The organism is Cellulomonas wangsupingiae, assembly GCF_024508275.1.
Lineage (GTDB): Bacteria > Actinomycetota > Actinomycetes > Actinomycetales > Cellulomonadaceae > Cellulomonas > Cellulomonas wangsupingiae.
This window is the reverse complement of the sequence record NZ_CP101989.1, coordinates 220,599-238,898: the sequence shown is the minus strand read 5'-3', so window position 1 is coordinate 238,898 and position 18,300 is coordinate 220,599. Positions and strand designations below refer to the sequence as shown.

The window sequence follows — 18,300 nt, the reverse complement described above, 5'->3', positions numbered from 1 at the left end:
CGCTGTGGCGGATGAGCTGACGGCGGCGCTCGTGACAGCAACAGCTGTAGCCAGCGCTGCCGCGAGAAGCCGCGCCCAGACCTGCAGGGGACGGTGATGTCCGGATCGCACGATCCGTCTGTCGGCACGCCGGGTGCCATTCGTGACCCCCGCGCATGCTAGACCCGAGCAATTCCCCCAAACAGAGCATGGGTCTGCTGCACGGATAGGTGACAGTCGGTCTCAGGTGCCGGATACGCCTTGAGTGCTCGTGATGGTCCCGAACTCGATTAGTTCAGCCGTCCGGGCCGGTACTGGAGGCGGCGGTGGATGCCTCTCGGTCCAGGTGATGATCGCGATCCGCAGGTCCTCGCGGGTGGACCAGCGGCGCCGGGTCAGGACGTTCTTCTGCAGCAGGGAGAGGAAGCTCTCCATCGCGGCGTTGTCGCCCGCGGAACCGACTGGCCCATCGACCCGACCAGGTCGTGGCGAGCCAGGACGCGGGTCTCCTTCCGGCTGCGAAAGTGGCGGCGTCGGTCCGAGTGCATCACGCATCAGGTCACGTCGCGACGCCGCTGCACGGCGCTGAACAGGGCATCCGCAGCGATCTGGGACGTCATCCGGTCGCTGATCGAGTATCCGACGATCCGGTTGGCGAACACGTCCTCGATCGCGCAGAGGTACACCTTGCCCTCGCTCGTGGCGTGCTCGGTGATGTCCCAGAGCCACAGCCGGTTCTGTGCGTCGGCCTGAAGTGGCGCACGACGAGGTCGTCATGGGCCGATGAGCCGGCCTTCTTGCCGTTCCTCGCACGCGTCATTCCGAACACCGACCGCCCCCGGTTGTCGCGTCAGTCTGCCGGTCCTCCAGTCCACTCAATCGGCGCAGCGCGCTCGTCGCTGCGAATCGGCGGACCGCATGCAGCAGCGGCGGAACGACCCCGTGCCGCGGCCGCCACGACGGCTAGGTTGGGCCGGTGAGCGGAGCGCAGGTGGTCGCGGTCGTCCTGGCGGCGGTGGCGACGGTGGTCGGGGTGGTCGCGTTCGTCCGCGGCGTGGTGGTCATCGTGCGGACCGTGCGCATCGGGCGGCCGCTGCCCGGGCGCTGGGCGCCGGTCGGCCCGCGGCTGGCGACGCTCGTCCGGGAGGTGCTGGGCCACGGCCGGTTCCAGCAGCGGCCGGTCGTCCGCGTCGCCCACTGGGTCGTCATGGTGTCGTTCCCCGTGCTGGTCGTGACACTGCTGACCGGGTACGGGCAGCTCGTGGACCCGCGGTACGGCCTGCCGCTGCTGGGCCACTGGCCGCCGATGGAGTGGGCGGTCGAGGCGTTCGCGTGGCTCGGGCTGCTGGGCATCGGGTACCTGATCGTGCTGCGTCAGCGGGTCCGGCCGCGCGACAGCCAGCCGGACCCGGCGCAGCGCCGGTCGCGGTTCTTCGGGTCCAACCAGGCGTGGGCGTACGTGGTCGAGGCGACGGTGCTGCTCGTCGTGCTGGCCGTGCTGGCGCTGCGCGGGCTCGAGTACGCCCTCGGCGTCCAGGACGGCGAGACGTGGGCGACGGCCGTGCACTTCCCGCTCACCGCGTGGTTCGGGGCCTCGTGGGTGGGCGTCGCGCCGGCGACGCTCGAGACCGCGGTCCTCGTCGTCGCCCTCGTGAAGATCCTGGTCTCGATGGCCTGGTTCGTCGTCGTGGGCCTGCTGCCGACGATGGGCGTCGCGTGGCACCGGTTCCTGGCGTTCCCCAACGTGTACGCCCAGCGGAACGCGGACGGCACGACGGCCCTGGGTCCCCTCACGCCGCTGCGCGACGCGACCGGTGAGCCGCTCGACCTCACGGCGGTCGAGGACCTCCCCGACGACGCCCGGCTGGGCGTCGGCGCCGTCGAGGACCTGCCCTGGAAGGGCCTGCTCGACGTCGCGACCTGCACCGAGTGCGGCCGCTGCCAGGACCAGTGCCCGGCGTGGGCGACCGGCAAGCCCCTGAGCCCCAAGCTGCTGACGCTCGCGCTGCGGGACCAGGCGGCCGCCACCGCCCCGTACGTCCGGGCGGCCCGTGCGGCGGGAGCCTCCGACGAGGCCGTCGCCGACCCGCACCTCGGCGTCGACCTTGTCGCGTCGGGCGTCATCGACCCCGACGTCCTGTGGGCGTGCACGACGTGCGGCGCCTGCGTGCAGCAGTGCCCCGTGGACATCGAGCACGTCGACACGATCGTCGACATCCGCCGCTACCAGACGCTCATGGAGTCCGCGTTCCCCGCGGAGCTCGGCGGTACGTTCACCAAGATGGAGCGGCGCGGCAACCCGTGGGGCCTGCCCGCGCGCCAGCGCCTCGACTGGGCGAAGGGCCTGGAGTTCGACGTGCCGGTCGTCGGGGTGGACGTCGAGTCCGCCGCCGACGTCGACTGGCTGTTCTGGGTGGGCTGCGCCGGGGCGTTCGAGGACCGCGCCAGGAAGACGACGCGCGCGGTCGCCGAGCTGCTGCACGCCGCGGGCGTCACGTTCGCCGTGCTCGGCGACGGCGAGACCTGCACGGGCGACCCCGCCCGCCGTGCCGGCAACGAGCTGCTCTACCAGACGCTGGCCGCGCAGAACGTCGAGACGCTGAACGAGGTGGGCGCGCAGCGGATCGTCGTGACGTGCGCCCACTGCTTCAACACCCTGTCGCGCGAGTACCCCGCGATGGGCGGACGGTTCGACGTCGTCCACCACACGCAGCTGCTGGACCGTCTGGTCGGCGAGGGGCGCCTGCGGTTCGCCCCCGGCACCGGCGACGACGGCACGGGCACCACCGTGACCTACCACGACCCCTGCTACCTGGGCCGGCACAACCAGGTGTACGAGCCGCCACGCGAGCTGCTCGCCGCCGCGGGCGTCACCCTCGCCGAGATGCCCCGCAACCGGGAGACGTCCTTCTGCTGCGGCGCGGGCGGTGCGCGCATGTGGATGGAGGAGACGATCGGCGAGCGCATCGGGACCGTCCGCGCGGCCGAGGCCGTCGCGACGGGAGCGGGCGCGATCGCCACCGCGTGCCCGTTCTGCACGGTCATGCTCAGCGACGGGGTCGCGGCGCACGCACGGGCGTCGGGTGACACGGCCGGTCCCGCGGACGGGACCACGCCCGTCGACCACGGCACCCGCCCGGCACCCGGCGCGGCGGCGACCGGCACCCAGGAGCCCGCCGGCCCGCGCCGGCCCGCGGCGGTCCCTGCGTCTGCACAAGTGGGCGTCCCCGAGGTCGCCGACATCGCGGTCCTCCTCCGCGACCGCCTCGCCGACCGCACCTGACGGCGGCACCCGCGGAGCGCCGTACTCGACGGCCGAGCGCGGTACCACCAGGTACCGCGCTCGATGGTCGGGTACCGCGCTCGGCGACGTCGAGGGCGGGCCGGTTCAGCCGCGGCGGGTGACCGCCTCGCGGCGCGCCGCCAGCAGGGCGACCGCGCCCAGCAGCACCGCGCTGCCCACCACCCACGCGACGTGCAGCGCGACGGGCTGCGTGGCCGCACCGGTGAACGCCGCGACGTCGGACGCCGGCATGACGGCCCGGTACGCGAGCTGCCCGAAGTGGAAGGTCGGCAGGTAGGGCGCGACGTCCCCGATGACGGCCGGCAGCTCCGACAGCGGGAAGAAGAACCCCGACGCGAACGCCAGCGGCAGGAACAGCAGGTTCGCCATGACGGTGGCCGCGCGCGGCCGCGCGAGGTAGGCGATCGCGAAGCCGAGGGTGCTGAACACCAGCACGCCGGCCGTCATGATCCCCGCGAACGCCGCCCACCGGCCCACGTCGAGCCGCACGCCGCCGGCCAGCGCCGCCAGCAGACCCGTGCCGGCCACGATGAGCAGCGCGTGCACCGCCGCGGTCAGGGACGTGCCGCCCAGGTACGCCGCCGTGGGGAACGGCGTCGCCCGCAGGGTCCGCAGCCAGCCGCGGCCCCGGTCCTTGGCCACGTTCTCCCCGAACGTGAACAGCGCGAGCGAGACGACGCCGTACGCGGTGAGCGACACGAGCATCGCCAGTCCGATGCGGGTGCCGCCCGGCAGCTGCGACGACGCGTTCGGCAGCCCGAACATCGCGTACAGCAGCACGGGGACGGCCACGGCGCCGACCGCGAACTCGGCGTTGCGGAACGACGCGCGCAGCTGCACCACGGCGGTGCGGGCCACCAGGCCGGTGCGTCCGCCGGTGTCCCGTGGCGCGGTGCCACCTGTTCGGGACGCGGCCGGGGTCCCCCCCGGGGACGTGGGCGTGCGGGGTGCGGTGCTCATGAGTCGTCTCCGTCCGGTCCTGCGCTCGAGCGCTCCTGGGTGAGGGTGAGGAAGACCTGCTCGAGGTCGTCGCGCCCGTGGCGGGTCAGGTCGTCCGGCGTCGCGTCGGCGCGCACGCGCCCGTCGGCGAGGACGACGACGCGGTCAGCGACGGCCTGCGCCTCGGTCAGGTCGTGCGTCGCGAAGACGACGGTGCCGCCGTCGGCCACGGCCTCGCGCGCCCGCTCCCAGAAGGAGCGACGCGACGCGACGTCCATCGCGGCGGTCGGCTCGTCCAGCAGCAGCAGGTCGGGGGCGCCGACGAGCGCGAGCGCGAGCAGCAGCCGCTGGCGCTCGCCACCGGACAGCGCGGTGACGACCTTCCCGGCGTGCCGGCCCAGGCGCGTGCGCTCCAGCACGTCGTCCGTGGCGTGGGCACGCGGGTACGCCCGCCCGACCAGCCCGACGAGCTCACGCACGGTCACCTGCTCCGGCAGCCCCGCGCCCTGCAGCATCGCGCCGACCCGGCCGCGGCGCGCACCCGGCGCCGCGCCCAGCACGCGGACGGTTCCCCGCGTCGGGCGCACCAGGTCGAGCAGCAGCTCGAACGTCGTCGTCTTGCCCGCGCCGTTCGGCCCGAGCAGCGCGACCAGCTCCCCCTCGTCGACGCGCAGGTCGAGGCCGTCGAGCGCCGCGACACCCCCGTACCCCTTGTGCACGTCCGTCAGCTCCAGCACCGCGGTCACGGCCCGCCCCTTCCCTCGTCCGCCCACCCCGGCCGGGTGCGCTGCGTCTCGGTCGACGCTAGGGACGACGGACCCCGCCGCGGACGTGCCGTCGGTCATCGATCCGGACCATGACCTCCGGCACTCCCGGCCGTCGACGGGCCCGGGTTACCGTCGTGCCGTGGACGTCCCCCGCAGGCAGGCGACCGGCACGACAGGGGCGCCCTCGCCCGACCGGCCGGTCGGCCTCGACGCCGCGACGGGTGGGGCGCCGGACCCGGACGCCCCGACCGCGCGCCGGCCGGTCCAGCGGTTCGGCGCCGGCGCCGGCATGGTCGCCGTCCTCGTCATCGGCCTGGCGCGGCTCGTCACCGAGGTCGCCGCGCCCGGTGGGGCGGTGCCCGGACGCGTGGTCTGGTGGGCCGCCTTCGCGCTCTACGTCGTCACGTTCGCGATCGACGCCGAGCTCGTGCGCGTGCGGCGGGCACCGCCCGCGCAGGTCCTGGTCGTGGTGGAGGTGGTCGCCGGCTCGGTGGCGTGGTTGGCGGAGCCGGGGACGGACTGGACGTCGGTGCTGTTCGTCGTCACGGCCGTGTCCGCGACCGTCACCTTCGGCACGCGCGGCGCGGTCGCCGTCGTCACCCTGCAGGCGGTCGTCACGGCCGTCGGGGCGGCGTTGGAGGGGCGCGGGATGGTCGGGATCCCGTTCACGGTCGCGATCTACACCGCGTTCCAGGTGTTCGCGGTGATGTCGGTGCGCACGGCCACGCGCGAGGCGCAGGCCCGCAGGGAGGCGGACGCCGCGCACGCCGCGCTCGCCGCCGCGCACGCGGACCTGGCCGCCGCGCACGCCGACCTGCGCGCCACGACCGCGCTGCTCACGGCCGCGGGCCGCGACGCCGAGCGCCTGCGCATCGCCCGCGACCTGCACGACGTCGTCGGCCACCAGCTCACCGCGCTGGCCCTCGAGCTGGAGATCGCGTCGCACCGGGCGGCCGCTGACGCGGAGGCGGGCCCCCACGTGGCCCGGGCCCGGAACGTCGCGAAGGACCTGCTGCGCGACGTGCGCGCCGTCGTCGGGGAGCTGCGGGGCGCGCCCGGTGGGCTGGAGTCCGCGCTGGAGGGCGTGCTGGCACTGCCGGGGCTCGACGTGGACCTCGACGTCGAGGCCGGGCTCGGCCTCGACGACGAGCGCCTCGTCGCCGTCGTGCGGTGCGTCCAGGAGGCGGCGACGAACGCGCTGCGGCACGCGCCCGCCGCGACCCGGCTGGCGGTGCGTGTGCGCCGGGACGGCGACGTCGTGGAGGTCGACGTGCACGACGACGGGCCCGGCGCCGTGGCGTGGGCGCCCGGGCACGGGCTGCGGGGCATGCGCGAGCGCGTCACCGCGCTCGGTGGCACGCTGGCCGTGGATCCCGGCCCGGGCCGCGGGTTCCGGGTGACCGCGCGGGTGCCGGCATGATCCGCGTCGTGGTCGTCGACGACCAGACGCTCGTGCGGCAGGGCATCCGCGGCCTGCTGGCGCTGACCGACGCCGTCGACGTCGTCGCCGAGGGCGCGGACGGCGACGACGCGCTCGCGCTCGTCGCCGAGCACCGCCCCGACGTGCTGCTGCTCGACCTGCAGATGCCGCGCCGTGACGGCATCGCCGTGCTCGAGGCCCTGCGGGCGGCGGACGACCCCACTCCGGTGCTCGTCCTGACCACGTTCGACGACGACGCGCTCGTCGCCCGTGCGCTGGGCGGCGGAGCGCGCGGCTACCTGCTCAAGGACGTCACGCTCGACCAGCTCGTCGACGCCGTGCGCCGGGTCGCCGCCGGCGAGCGGCTGTGGCAGCCCGCCGTCAGCGACCGGCTGCTGCGCGCGCTGCTGGACCGGCCCGCCCTGCTGGACGGCGCCGGCGTCGAGGGCGCGGACCGGCCCGAGCCGCTCACCGCGCGCGAGCTGGACGTCCTGCGCCTGCTGGCCGCGGGCTGGTCGAACCGAGAGATCGCCGAGACGCTGCACCTCGCGTCCGGCACGGTGAAGAACCACGTGTCCGCGGTCCTGCTCAAGCTGGGCGTCCGGGACCGGACGCGCGCGGTGCTGCGCGCGCTGGACCTGGGTCTCCTGGGCCGCTGACCGCGCGGGCGGCACCCGCCCGCCGAGCGGCACCCGCCCGCCGAGCGCGGTACTCAGCCGTCGAGCGCGGTACTCGTTTCCCCCGCGCTCGGCGGTCGAGTACCGCGCTCGGCGGTGGGGGGTGGGCAGGGGTCCGGGTGCCAGAAGGTCAGGCGGGCGCGCTTGGTCGGCAGGTCGACCTCGGGGCCGAGGACGGCGCCCGAGCGCTCGGCCACGCGCAGCATCGCCGCGTTGCGCGCGTCGGGCTCGCCGACGACCCGCGTCGCACCGGTCGCGTCCGCGAGCACCTGCGCGACGGCGGGCACGAGCCGGTGCGCGTAGGCCGTGCCCGGGCGGACCTGCGGCGGCCGCGCGCCGACGAGCACGTGCATGCCCAGGTCACCGGCCCGCACGTCGTAGACGTCGCCCACCGGGTCGTGCGCGGGCTCGTACGCCTGCACCAGCGCGACGGGCGTCCCGTCGGCCCGCACGAGCAGGGCGTGGTGGTGGTCGACCGTGGCGACCCCCGCGTAGGTGGCCCGCAGCTCGTCGACGCCGAGGTCGGCCAGGCCCCAGAACGCCGTGCCGCGGGCCGTGCACCACGCGTGCAGCGTCGGCACGTCGGCGTCGAGGTCGAGCACGGTGGTCGTCAGGCGGCCGAGGCCGTCGACGGTGCGCTCGTCGACGACCGTCCCGCCGGGCAGGCCGGCCCACCGCGCCGTCAGGCCGACGTCCTTCACTCCCCCACCACCGCCCGCTCGGGCGTCAGCAGCGCCCAGTCGGTGACCACCTCGACGGTGCCCGCCGCCGCCCAGGTCGGGTGCTGGTCCGCGAAGTGCGGGCTGCGCGGGTCGCCGCTGCTGCCGAACGGCACGCCCCAGCGGCTGCGCGACCGGTCGCCCAGGTCCCACACCCACCGTGCGACCGACCCGCGGAACGCACGGTCCGTCACGCCCGGCACCGACCCGGTGCACCGCACGGTGTCCTGGTCGCCGCCGAGCGGCAGCGCGGGCACGGACGGCACGGTCGTGCCCGGGACGTCGGCCAGCACGTGCGCCGGGAGGACAGTGTGCCGGGCGCCCCAGGTCCCGCCGTCCGCGCGGGCGGCGACCTCCTCCAGCGCGGCCCGCACGTGCGCGGGCCCGTCGATCCCGAGGTCGGCGCGGCCGAGGAGTGCGGTCAGGGCCGCGCCCACGCGCCCCCGCAGGCCGAACCACGCGTCGAACGCGGGGCCGGCGTGGTGCGGAACGTCGAGCGCGCGGAGGGCGGGCTCCTCGACGAGACGCGCGACCAGGGCGGCGCGCAGGTCGGCGAGCAGGGCCGCCTCGGCGGAGTCCGCGTCCAGGTGCAGGTCCCACGCGAGCAGCCGGTCCCGGACCGCGGCGGCCGCAGGGCTCAGGCCGTCGAGGTCGGCGGCGTACCGCAGCAGCCGTCCGGCGCCCGCCCAGTGCGTGTCGCCGTGGACGTCGCCCAGGTCGTCGATGCGCCACAGGGGGCGTCCCGCGAGCAGGTGCGCGATGCGCGCCGCGCGGTCCGGTGCGTGGACGCTGCCGTGGTCACGCTCCGCGGCGGCCGGTCGCTCGTTCGCGTCGACGGCGACGTCCGTGACCTCGCGCGGCGCGGCCAGGACGCGCCACGGGCGCGGGGCGTGCGTGGGGTCCCACGCGTGCAGCGACAGCAGGCGGTCGTCCGGGGCGCGGTCGGCCACGCGGCCCGCGTCGAACGTCAGCACCATCCCGGCCGAGTCGGCGGCCAGGACGCGGTTGACGGGGTCGACCCAGCCCGCGAGCGCGGCGGCGACGTCGTGCGCGGTGCGGGCGCGCAGCAACGGACGCAAGCACGCGAACCCGAGGTCGGCGTCGACCTGCGCCTGCAGCCGCACGGACCGCGCCTCCTCGAGCCCGGCGCGCGGCAGGGCCCCGGTGACGACGCCGTCCTGGTCGACGGGACGTCCCGGCGGCATGCCCCGCACCACGACGGGCCCCCGGGCGGTCTCCAGGACGTCGACCGTCAGCGGCTCCCCGCCGCGCACCCGCACCTGCACGGCGCGGGAGGCGACGGGCTCCACGCCCTGCGGGCCGATCGCCTCCCAGCGGCCGTCGTCGCGGGTCAGCAGCAACTCGCGGTACACCTCGGTGGCGTGCGCGACGGCGTTGGTGATGCCCCACGCGGCGTCCCCGGTGTGGCCGAAGTGCGGCAGCCCGGGGACGCCGGGGAACGCCAGACCGAGCACGTCGTACTCCGGGCACGCCAGACGGATCTGCTGGTAGGGGCCGGGCAGCTCGAGGACGCGGTGCGGGTCGCCCGCGAGCAGCGGCGCCCCGGAGTCCGTGCGCGAGCCGTGCAGGGCCCAGGCGTTGGAGCCGCTGGTCGGCCCGTCGGACGCCGGGTCGAAGAGCCGCACGAGGTCGGGCGGGTCGACGTCGGCGAGCCCGGTGTTCGGCGCGTACCGCGCGGCCCGCACGACGTGGTCGTGCCACAGCACCCGCGGGAACGTCGAGAACAGCGCGTGGTCGGCGAGGAAGATCCCGAGCGGCGCCCACGCCGGCCACGGGTCGTCCGGCGTGCTGCCGCCGAGCACGCGGTCGAGCTCGTCGACCTCGACCGGCCGCGGTGCCGACGCGAGCCCAGCGTCGACCCCGGCGGTGTACGCGTCGACCCACGCCCGGTCGTCGTCGCCGAGCGCGGCGTACGCACGCTGCGCCAGACCCGGCAGCCCCAGGCGGTGCGCGACGACGTCCCACGCGATGCCGCCGTCACCGATGTGCTCCGCCAGCCGGGCCTCGGCGCGCCACCGGTCCGTCTGCACCTGCCACGTGCGGTCGCGGGCCGTCACCCAGCCCTGGCCGTACGCGAGCGCGAGCTCGTCGGACGCGCGGACGTGCGGCACGCCCCACGCGTCGCGGAAGACCTCGAACGTCACGTCAGGCAGTCTCGCGGGTCGCGCGCGCCGCGGCCGGTGCCTCGGCGGTCGGCCCGCCCGCGCCACCCGTCCGGTCGTCGTCCTGCCCGGCGACGGCGCCGCGCGCGACCGGGTTGGCGAGCGTCCCGGCGTAGATGAGCGACGACGACTGGTCGGCCAGGTCGACCATCTGCAGCGTGTTGCGCAGCTGCAGCCGGTTGAGGCAGGAGTGCGCGAACCGCGAGGCGCGCAGGTCGACGCCCGACGCCAGGTCGGGGTGGTCCGCGGCATGGGCGTCGATCGTCTCGGCGACGACACCCCAGAACGTGCCCTCGGTGAGCACGCCGTCGGTGACGAGCACCGCGGCGAGGTGCCGCAGCACGCCGTCGAGCACGTCCGTGAAGATCGCCAGCGCCTTCTCGTCGTCGTCGACGACGGCGCGGATGCGCTGCACCGCGGCCGGCAGGGGCCGGTCGGACAGCACCGCGACCTCCTCGCCGATGTCCTTGAGCAGCGCGCCGACGGGCACGTGGTCCTGCCACACGAGCAGCACGTTCTCGCCGTGCGGCATGAACGCCAGGTCGTGGGCGCGCAGGCAGTGCACGAGCGGGCGCAGGTAGACGCGCAGGTAGGCGCGCAGCCAGTCGGCCGGGTCGAGCCCGGACGCGCGGACGGCGACCGTCGCGAACGCGTCGCCCGCGGCGTCCCGGTGCAGCAGCGCGGCCATCGTCGTCGCGCGCTGCCCGGGGGCGAGGTACGCGAACGGCTGCTCGCGCCACAGCGCCGCGAGCATCTTGCGGTGCGCGTTGGGGCGCGGCGTGCGGTGGTAGACGTCGCCCGTGTACCCGACGGACGCGCGCTCGCGCAGGACGCGGACGCCGCACCCGACGAGCTCGGGGTCGGTGTCCACGAGGTCCGCGACCCAGTCGTTGATCGCGGGCGTCGCGCGCATGTACGCCGGTGACAGCCCGCGCAGGAACCCCATGTTCTGGATCGCGAGGGCCGTCTTCACGTAGTGCCGGTCCGGGCGGTCGACGTTGAGGAACGTGCGGATCGACTGCTGCGCGCGGTAGGTGTCGTCGGACTCCCCCAGCAGGACGAGGTCGCGGCGCGCGACGTCGGGGGCGAACGTCACGGCCACGCGGTGCTCCCACTGCCACGGGTGCACGGGCAGGTACCGGTAGTCGGCGGGGTCGAGGCCCAGGTCCCGCAGCCGCCCCTCGAACCGCGCGCGGGTGGGGGCGTCGAGCTCGTGCCGGTACAGCGCGTCCTCCGTGAGCCCCGCGCCGGTGGCGACGTGGCTGAGCGCGCGCCGCGCGGCGAGCCACACCAGGCGCACGGGCCGGCCCGCCTCGGGGGCGTAGGCGTCGTGCTCGGCGACGCCGAAGCCGATCCGCCCGTTGTTCGCCACGAACGACGGGTGCCCCTCGGTCATGGCCTGCTCGACGGTCGCCAGGTCGGCGTGCAGCAGGTCGGCGCTGGTCGGGCCGCCGTGCGCACGCCGGTACGCGTTGCTCGCGAGCGTCGCGGACAGCTCCTCCAGGTACACGGCGAGCAGGTCGTCGTCGATGCCCAGCAAGGGCTGCAGCTCGAGCACCAGGTCCAGCACGTCGAGCGGCGCGGGTCGCCCGGCGACCTCCCGGGTCACGGTCGCGCCGTCGACCGCCCAGTGCTCGAGGGCCAGGCGGCGGGCGCGGAACCGGTACACCGTGCGGCCGCCGGGGGGGTCGAGCGCGAGGACGTACGCCCGTTCGCCCTGCGGGCCTGCGGTGGCCGCGCGGTCGAGCGCCGGGGCCAGGAGCCGCTCGTGCGCGAGCTCCGCGAGGGCCTTGGTGACGAGGTGCCGCTGGGCCGCCTCCAGGTGCTCGGGCGTCAGGTGGTCCGCGGGGTGCGGCGGACGGTGGGTGGGCCCGTCCGCGGGGTGCGGCGCCGCGGGCGGCGCGACGGGAAGGTCGGTGAGCGTCACCGGTGCTCCTGGTGGGTCGTGGCGGCGCCGAGCCGGCTGGTCGCGAAGTCCTCGCGCGTGCACACGGACAGCGCCGCGCGCTTGCCGGGCAGCTCGATCTCGCGCACCACGCGGAAGCCCGCGGCGGCGTTCTTGGCGGCGATGGCGGTGTTGCGCACGTCGGGCTCGACGACGACGCGCTGCGCGCGCAGCGTGCCGAAGCAGAACCGCAGGGTCGCGGCCATGACGGCGTCGGTGAGGCCGTGCAGGGGCGCGCCCTGCGGCGGTGCGACGAGCAGGTGCATCCCGACGTCGCCCGCGCGTGCCCGATACAGGCCCTTGAGCAGCACGCGCGCCGGGTCGTACGTCTCGACCATGAACGTGGGACGGCCCGCGACGCGGCCGATCCAGGCGTGCTCGTCCGTCGAGGCGGCGAGGCGCTGCTCGTAGGCCAGGACGTCGTCGAGCCCGAGGTCGGTCATGCGCCAGAACGCCGACGCGGGGTGCGTCAGCCAGTGGTGCAGCACCAGCGAGTCGCGCTCGGGCACGACGCGGTCGAGCCGCACGGGCCCGATGCGCTTCCACGCCTCGTCGCGGACCGTCTGCGCCGACAGCGGCTCGGTCTGCATGGACCGCCACGTGGTCACCGCGCCACCCCGCCCGCGAGCGCGACCGTCCCGGCGGGCGCCGGTGCGCCGTCCGTCGGCATCCCGAACTCCTGGAACGCGATGCGCTGCTCGCGCGGGTACACCTCCCGGCCGCACACCGCGGCGAGGATCGTGGACGACCGCCACGCACCGAAGCCCAGGTCCGGCGCGGTGACGCCGTGCGTGTGCTCCTCGCCGTTCTGGACGAACACGCGGCGGCGGCCGCCGTCGACGGAGTAGTCCCGCCCGACCGCCAGGCGCCCGTGCTCGTCGTGGTCGAGGCGCTCGGCGATGGGCGCGAGCGCGGCGGGCGTGCGGGCGGCGTAGCCCGTGGCCAGCACCAGCGCCTCGGTCGTGCGCTCGTGCTCGACGCCGAGCTGCGCGTGGTGCAGCCGCAGCAAGTAGCGCTCACCGTCCCACACCGCCTCGCGCACCTCGGTGTCGGTCAGCAGGGTCGTCGGCACGGGCCCGGCGGCGCTCATGCGGTAGAGGGTGTCGTAGATGTCGTCGACGAGGGAAGCACTGATGCCCTTGGACAGGCCGCGCTGCTCGCGCGCCAGGCGGTCGCGCAGGGCCGTGGGCAGGGCGTGGAAGTGGTCCGTGTACTCCGGCGACGTCATCTCCAGCGTCAGCTTCGTGTACTCCATCGGGAAGAACCGCGGCGAGCGCGTCACCCAGTCCAGGCGCGGACCGCCGGGGCCGGTCGCGTCGAGCAGGTCGCGGTAGATCTCGGCAGCCGACTGGCCGGACCCGACGACCGTCACCGACCCGGCGGCGCGCAGCCGGTCGCGGTGCGGCAGGTACTGCGACGAGTGGACGACAGGCCCGTCGAGCCCTCGCAGCGCGGCCGGCACCACGGGCTGGGTGCCGACTCCCAGGACGACGTGCCGCGTGCGGTACTGCTCGACGCCGTCCGCGGTACGGGCGTGCACGACGTAGAGGTCGTCGTCGTGCGGGTCGACCTCGACCGCCGTCACGTCGCGGCCCCAGCGCAGGCTCGTGAGCTGCTGCGCGACCCAGCGGCAGTACGCGTCGTACTCCGCCCGCAGCGGGTAGAAGCTCTCGCGGATGTAGAACGGGTACAGCCGCCCCGTGGCCTTGAGCCACGCGAGGAACGAGTACGGGCTGGTGGGGTCGGCCATCGTCACGAGGTCCGCGAGGAACGGCACCTGGATGGTCGCACCGTCGAGCATCATGCCGGGGTGCCAGCGGAACTCCGGGGCGCGGTCGAGGAAGACGGTGTCGAGATCGAGCGGGTCCGCGAGCGCGGCCAGGCCCAGGTTGAACGGGCCGATGCCGACGCCGACGACGTCGTGCACGGGGGCGTCGGGACGGACGGTCGCGCGCGCGGTCACCGGGCCACCGCCTCGTCCTGGCGGAGCAGCTCCTCGCCCTCGAGGAGCGCGGCGGCGGTCTGCCGCACGAGGTCCAGCACGCCGCGGACGTCGTCGACCGTGGTCGCGGGGTTGAGCAGCGTGAGCTTGAGGCACGGGCGGCCGTCGAGCGTGGTGCGGGCGACGAGCGCGCGGCCCGAGTCGAACAGGACGCGCCGCACGCGCCCGACCAGGGCGTCCGCGCGGGCGTCGTCGAGCCCGGCGGGCTGGTAGCGGAACAGCACGGTCGACAGGTCGGTGGGCGACAGCAGCCGCAGGTCGGGGTCGGCGTCGACGACGTCGTGCACGGCGGCCGCCAGGGAGATGGTCGCGTCGACCATCTCCCCCAGCCGGTCCGGGCCGAGGGCGCGCAGCGTCGCCCACAGCTTGAGGGCGTCGAACCGGCGGGTGGTCTGCAGCGACACGTCGACCTGGTTCGGCTCGTCCTCGCCCGCAGGGTTGAGGTAGTCGTTGTGGTGCGCGACGAGCCGCAGGTCCGCCGCGTGCCGCACGAGCAGCGCGGAGGACGACACAGGCTGGAAGAACGCCTTGTGGAAGTCGACGGTCACCGAGCGGGCGCGCTCGACGCCGTCGAGCAGGTGCCGGCACGTACGGCTGACGAGCAGCCCGCACCCGTACGCGGCGTCGACGTGGAGCCACACGTCGGCGGCGTCGCAGGCGTCCGCGACGGCAGCGAGGGGGTCGACGCAGCCGCGGTCGGTGGTGCCCGCGGTGGCGACGACGGCCATGGGGTGGCGGCCGTCGCGCTCGACGTGCCGCAGCGCGATCGCCAGGGCGTCGGGGCGCATGCGGCCGCGCTCGTCGACGGGCACGAGGCGGACCGCGTCGGGCGCGAGACCCAGGAGGCGCGCGGACCGCTGCACCGAGAAGTGGCTGGACGCGGTCGCGAGGACGACGAGGTCCGCAAGAACCGCCCCGGGCCGCGTCGCGAGGGCGTGCTCGCGGGCGACCAGCAGCGCCTGCAGGTTCGACTGCGTCCCGCCCGACGTGAAGACCCCGCCCCCGGCGACGAACCCGACGCGTCCCGCCGTCCACGCCACGAGCCGGCGCTCCATGAGCGTGCCGACCGTCGACTGGTCGTACGTGTCGACGCTCGGGTTGACCGCCGCGAGCACGGCCTCGGCCGCGACGGCCGGCAGCGCGACCGGGCAGTTGAGGTGGGCGGTGTACGCGGGGTCGTGGAACCACACGGCGTGCTGCGCGAACAGCTCGTCGACCTCCCGCAGCGCCGCGGGCGTGCCGCAGCCGGGGCCGTCGAGGTCGACCGCGTCGACGAGCGCCTGCAGGTGCTCCCGGCTCGCGCCGGAGAACGGCTGGGTGGTGGTGCGGAACCGGGTCGCGACCCGGTCGACGGTGCCGCGCAGCGCGTCGACGTAGGCGTCGGCGCTCGCGGCGGACAGCAGCTCGGGCACGCGTCGTACTCCCCCTGGACGGACGCGTGCCGCGGACGGACGCGTGGTGAGGACTGCCTAAGTGAGGCTCGCCTAACCTACGCGAACAGGAGGATTCGTCAAGGGCGGGCCGCAGGCCACCGACGACCCGGCCACGCCGTCGGCTCGTGCCCGGTCCGTGGACATCCGTCCAGGTCAGCACCTCGCCGCCGGGGAGCGATGCGGTTCAGGGACGCGCGGCGCGGCGTGCCGCAGCGGCCCGGAGGCGGTCCGCCAGGACCGCTATCTCGTCCCGCAGCGCGTCCGGGGTCACCACCTCGAAGTCCCAGCCGAGCCCGGCCAGCATGCGGGCCATGCCGTCGAGGCGCTCCGCGCGCGCCTCGAGCAGGACACCGTCGGCGTGCTCGCTCAGGCGCCCCACGCTGGCCGGCAGCTGCTCGCGCGCCTCCGCCAGGGTGGTCCGCAGCACGACGGCGACCTCGTGCGACCACCGCACGGCCCCGATGCCCGCCACCACCTGCGCGCCCGCGTCGAAGTCGGCGGGCACGTCGTAGGAGCCGTCTGCCTGCCCGACCGAGGCGATGCGGTCCAGGCGGAACGTCCGCACCTCGCCGCGACCGTGGTCCAGCCCGGTGACGTACCAGCGGCCGGAGTGCAGGACCACGCCGTAGACGTCGAGCTCACGTCGCGACTCCCGGCCGTCCCAGGCGGTGTACGCGATCGCGACGGTGCGGCGCGCCTGCGCGGCGGAGGCCAGACGCAGGAGCGTGTCCGTGCCGGCGGGCACGGCAGCACGGACCGGCGCCGTGAACTGCGCGGTCGACAGCAGGCTCTCGATCCGTCCGCTCAGGGCCCGCGGCAGGACGCGCGTCACCTTGGCCAGCGCGCCGGCGGCCGCCACGCTGCCGGTGGTGGCGAGGCCTGCACGCTCCGCGAGCGTGAGACCCAGGACGACGGCCACGGCCTCGTCGTCCGTGAGCATCAGCGGCGGCAGCTTGTGGCCGGGCGCGAGCCGGTACCCGCCGTACCGGCCGCGCTGCGACTCGACGGGGATGCCGAGGTCGGCGAGGTGGTCGGCGTAGCGGCGGACCGTGCGCTCGTCGACGCCGAGCACGGCGGCGAGGTCGGCCACCGTGCGCTGCCTGCCCGTCTGGAGCAGCTCGAGCATCGCGAGGACGCGAGCGGTCGGGCGGGTCACGAGCCTCCTCCGCACCGCGGGCGGTGACCCGTCGGACTCGTTCTGCATACCGGGCGGATCCTGTCCACAATGAACACTAGCGTCGCGGTCATGACCACCACCTACGTCCTCGTCCCCGGCTTCTGGCTCGGCGCCTCGGCCTGGCGCAGCGTCGCGGACGCGCTGCGGGAGCAGGGCCACGTCGTGCACGCCGTCGACCTCACCGGCATGGGCGAGCGCGCCCACCTCGCCACGCCCGCGACCGATCTGACGACCCACGTCGACGACGTCGTGCGGCTGCTGGAGGAGCAGGACCTGCAGGACGTCGTGCTCGTGGGTCACAGCTACGGCGGGCTCGTCATCACCGGCGCCGCCGACCGCGCGCCGGAGCGCGTGGCCCGCCTGGTGTACGTCGACACGGGCCCGTTGCCGGACGGCACGGCCCAGGCCGACTTCGACGGGCCGGAGGCCCGCTCGGCCAACGAGCGCGTCGTCATGACCGACGGCGACGGTTGGAGGCTCCCGCCGCCGCCGTGGGCCGTGCTCGCCGCCGGCGTCCCCGAGGTCGACGACGCCGCCGTCGCCGCGCTCGTCGCCGGCTCGCAGCCGCAGCCCTGGCGGACCGCCACCGAGCCGGTCACGCTGACGGGCGCGTGGGAGCGGCTGCCCCGTAACGGGGTGCTGTGCACCTTCGGCGTCGAGCAGGTGCGCGAGATGGCGCGGCACGTGCCGCTGTTCGCGCACATGGTCGAGGGCGACTGGACGTACGTCGAGCTGCCGACGTGGCACTGGCCGATGGTGAGCCGACCGGCGGAGCTCGCCGAGGTGCTGGGGTCGGTCGCCGGGTAGGCGGGCCGGGCTGGGCCGGCCTACGTCGGGCCTGCTGGCGAGCGCACCGACCTCGGCGGCGTGTTCACCTCACGGGGTTCGCGCCGTCGACGAGTCCGAGAGCCCGACCGGTGCTGGATCCGATCTGAGCTGGCCGCCGGGCACCAGGGCCCTCCGCGGCAGCAGGCGCCTCCCGCTCACCGCCGCAGCGGGAGCCAGTCGAGGACGTTCACGATGTGCTCGTCCCAGAACGCCCAGTCGTGGTCACCCGGGTGCACGTGCGCCTCCACGTCGACGCCCCGCGCCGCAGCCCGCTCGACGAACGCGTGCTGCGTGTCGAGCAGCTCGTCCTGCGCACCGCAGGTCGCGTACAGCGCGGGCAGCGTGGCCGGATCGGCGCGGTCGAGCAGGGCGAGCAGGTCGTCGTCGGTGCCCGCGGGGTCGGCGCCGCCCCACACGTGCGGCACGAGCTCGTCGCGCACGAACCGCGCCCGCTCCCCGCCGACGACCAGCGCCCCCGACAGGCTCGCCGCCGCCGCGAACCGCCACGGCTCGCGCAGCGCCCACTTGAACGCGCCGTACCCACCCATCGACAGGCCGGCGACGAACGTGTCCTCGCGGCGGTCGGAGACACGGAAGAACTGCTGCACGGCCCGCGGCAGCTCCTGCGACAGGAACGTCCAGTACCCGCCGCCGTGCACCTCGTCCGCGTACATCGACCGGCCACCACGCGGCATGACGACCGCGATCCCTCGCTCGGCGACGTACCGCTCGATCGACGTGCGGCGCGTCCAGATCGTCTCGTCGTCCGAGAGCCCGTGCAGCAGGTACAGCACGGGCGGCGGACCCTCGACGTCGGCGCCACCCATGCCGATCTGGCCGCGCGCCGACTCGGGCAGCAGCACGGTCGCGGCCGTGCTCACCCCAAGCGCCTCGGAGAAGAAGTGACAGGTCAGCAGCGCCATCGCC

The 18,300-nt window shown here is 75.5% G+C and carries 14 protein-coding genes and 2 pseudogenes; 4 read left to right on the top strand and 12 right to left on the bottom strand.

Going from position 1 to position 18,300, the window contains the following annotated elements; translation table 11 throughout:
* Window positions 1-315 precede the first annotated feature (315 nt).
* Together NP075_RS19115 and NP075_RS19110 are read right to left on the bottom strand one after the other, a co-directional pair.
* Window positions 316-527: pseudogene (locus NP075_RS19115) on the bottom strand (IS3-like element ISAar45 family transposase); the annotation flags it as partial.
* A 68-nt stretch (window positions 528-595) separates the two neighbouring features.
* A pseudogene (locus NP075_RS19110) lies at window positions 596-772 on the bottom strand (IS3-like element ISAar45 family transposase); the annotation flags it as partial.
* Between the two features lie 183 nt (window positions 773-955).
* On the opposite strand from NP075_RS19110, the gene NP075_RS01060 reads away from it, so the two are divergent.
* Window positions 956-3,262, top strand: a complete 2,307-nt coding sequence (locus NP075_RS01060) for a (Fe-S)-binding protein (RefSeq protein ID WP_227563864.1) — start codon at window positions 956-958, stop codon at window positions 3,260-3,262.
* A 105-nt stretch (window positions 3,263-3,367) separates the two neighbouring features.
* Here the strand turns inward: NP075_RS01060 and NP075_RS01055 are convergent, their stop codons facing one another.
* Together NP075_RS01055 and NP075_RS01050 are read right to left on the bottom strand one after the other, a co-directional pair.
* Window positions 3,368-4,243, bottom strand: a complete 876-nt coding sequence (locus NP075_RS01055; protein WP_227563863.1) for an ABC transporter permease — start codon at window positions 4,241-4,243, stop codon at window positions 3,368-3,370.
* On the bottom strand, window positions 4,240-4,968 hold the full coding sequence (locus NP075_RS01050) for an ABC transporter ATP-binding protein (RefSeq protein ID WP_227563862.1): 729 nt from the start codon (window positions 4,966-4,968) through the stop codon (window positions 4,240-4,242). Before NP075_RS01050 ends, NP075_RS01055 begins: the two co-directional genes overlap by 4 nt.
* Window positions 4,969-5,128: 160 nt before the next feature.
* Here NP075_RS01050 and NP075_RS01045 point away from each other — a divergent pair, with 160 nt between their 5' ends.
* Together NP075_RS01045 and NP075_RS01040 are read left to right on the top strand one after the other, a co-directional pair.
* On the top strand, window positions 5,129-6,409 hold the full coding sequence (locus NP075_RS01045; RefSeq protein WP_227563861.1) for a sensor histidine kinase: 1,281 nt from the start codon (window positions 5,129-5,131) through the stop codon (window positions 6,407-6,409).
* On the top strand, window positions 6,406-7,068 hold the full coding sequence (locus NP075_RS01040) for a response regulator (RefSeq protein ID WP_227563860.1): 663 nt from the start codon (window positions 6,406-6,408) through the stop codon (window positions 7,066-7,068). Before NP075_RS01045 ends, NP075_RS01040 begins: the two co-directional genes overlap by 4 nt.
* A gap of 53 nt (window positions 7,069-7,121) precedes the next feature.
* Here NP075_RS01040 and NP075_RS01035 read toward each other — a convergent pair whose 3' ends face one another.
* The 7 genes from NP075_RS01035 to NP075_RS01005 all read right to left on the bottom strand — a co-directional run bounded on the left by NP075_RS01035 (window position 7,122) and on the right by NP075_RS01005 (window position 16,524).
* A complete protein-coding gene (locus tag NP075_RS01035) occupies window positions 7,122-7,787 on the bottom strand; it encodes a GNAT family N-acetyltransferase (protein ID WP_256791368.1) in 666 nt (221 codons plus the stop codon).
* A complete protein-coding gene (locus NP075_RS01030; RefSeq protein WP_227563850.1) occupies window positions 7,784-9,970 on the bottom strand; it encodes a penicillin acylase family protein in 2,187 nt (728 codons plus the stop codon). Before NP075_RS01030 ends, NP075_RS01035 begins: the two co-directional genes overlap by 4 nt.
* Window position 9,971: 1 nt before the next feature.
* Window positions 9,972-11,915, bottom strand: coding sequence for an IucA/IucC family protein (locus NP075_RS01025; protein ID WP_227563849.1), 1,944 nt, complete (start codon window positions 11,913-11,915; stop codon window positions 9,972-9,974).
* Entirely contained in the window at window positions 11,912-12,541 is a 630-nt protein-coding gene (locus NP075_RS01020; protein ID WP_227563848.1) for a GNAT family N-acetyltransferase, read from the bottom strand. The genes NP075_RS01025 and NP075_RS01020 overlap by 4 nt, the downstream gene beginning before the upstream one ends.
* The gene (locus NP075_RS01015; RefSeq protein WP_227563847.1) at window positions 12,538-13,896 is read right to left on the bottom strand and encodes a lysine N(6)-hydroxylase/L-ornithine N(5)-oxygenase family protein; all 1,359 of its coding nucleotides are present in this window, start codon (window positions 13,894-13,896) and stop codon (window positions 12,538-12,540) included. Before NP075_RS01015 ends, NP075_RS01020 begins: the two co-directional genes overlap by 4 nt.
* Entirely contained in the window at window positions 13,893-15,347 is a 1,455-nt protein-coding gene (locus NP075_RS01010) for a pyridoxal phosphate-dependent decarboxylase family protein (protein ID WP_227563846.1), read from the bottom strand. The genes NP075_RS01015 and NP075_RS01010 overlap by 4 nt, the downstream gene beginning before the upstream one ends.
* Window positions 15,348-15,552: 205 nt before the next feature.
* The gene (locus tag NP075_RS01005) at window positions 15,553-16,524 is read right to left on the bottom strand and encodes a helix-turn-helix transcriptional regulator (protein ID WP_227563845.1); all 972 of its coding nucleotides are present in this window, start codon (window positions 16,522-16,524) and stop codon (window positions 15,553-15,555) included.
* 90 nt (window positions 16,525-16,614) lie between these two features.
* Here NP075_RS01005 and NP075_RS01000 point away from each other — a divergent pair, with 90 nt between their 5' ends.
* Complete coding sequence (locus tag NP075_RS01000) at window positions 16,615-17,352, top strand: alpha/beta fold hydrolase (RefSeq protein ID WP_227563844.1); 738 nt, start codon at window positions 16,615-16,617, stop codon at window positions 17,350-17,352.
* A gap of 176 nt (window positions 17,353-17,528) precedes the next feature.
* Here NP075_RS01000 and NP075_RS00995 read toward each other — a convergent pair whose 3' ends face one another.
* On the bottom strand, window positions 17,529-18,296 hold the full coding sequence (locus NP075_RS00995; protein WP_227563843.1) for an alpha/beta hydrolase: 768 nt from the start codon (window positions 18,294-18,296) through the stop codon (window positions 17,529-17,531).
* Between the last annotated feature and the right edge of the window lie 4 nt (window positions 18,297-18,300).

Excerpts from the sequence above, each read along its gene's own strand:
- NP075_RS01000 (WP_227563844.1), top strand. The coding sequence starts at position 16,615 with ATGACCACCACCTACGTCCTCGTCCCCGGCTTCTGGCTCGGCGCCTCG.
- NP075_RS01055 (WP_227563863.1), bottom strand. The coding sequence starts at position 4,243 with ATGAGCACCGCACCCCGCACGCCCACGTCCCCGGGGGGGACCCCGGCC.
- NP075_RS00995 (WP_227563843.1), bottom strand. The coding sequence starts at position 18,296 with ATGGCGCTGCTGACCTGTCACTTCTTCTCCGAGGCGCTTGGGGTGAGC.
- NP075_RS01040 (WP_227563860.1), top strand. The coding sequence starts at position 6,406 with ATGATCCGCGTCGTGGTCGTCGACGACCAGACGCTCGTGCGGCAGGGC.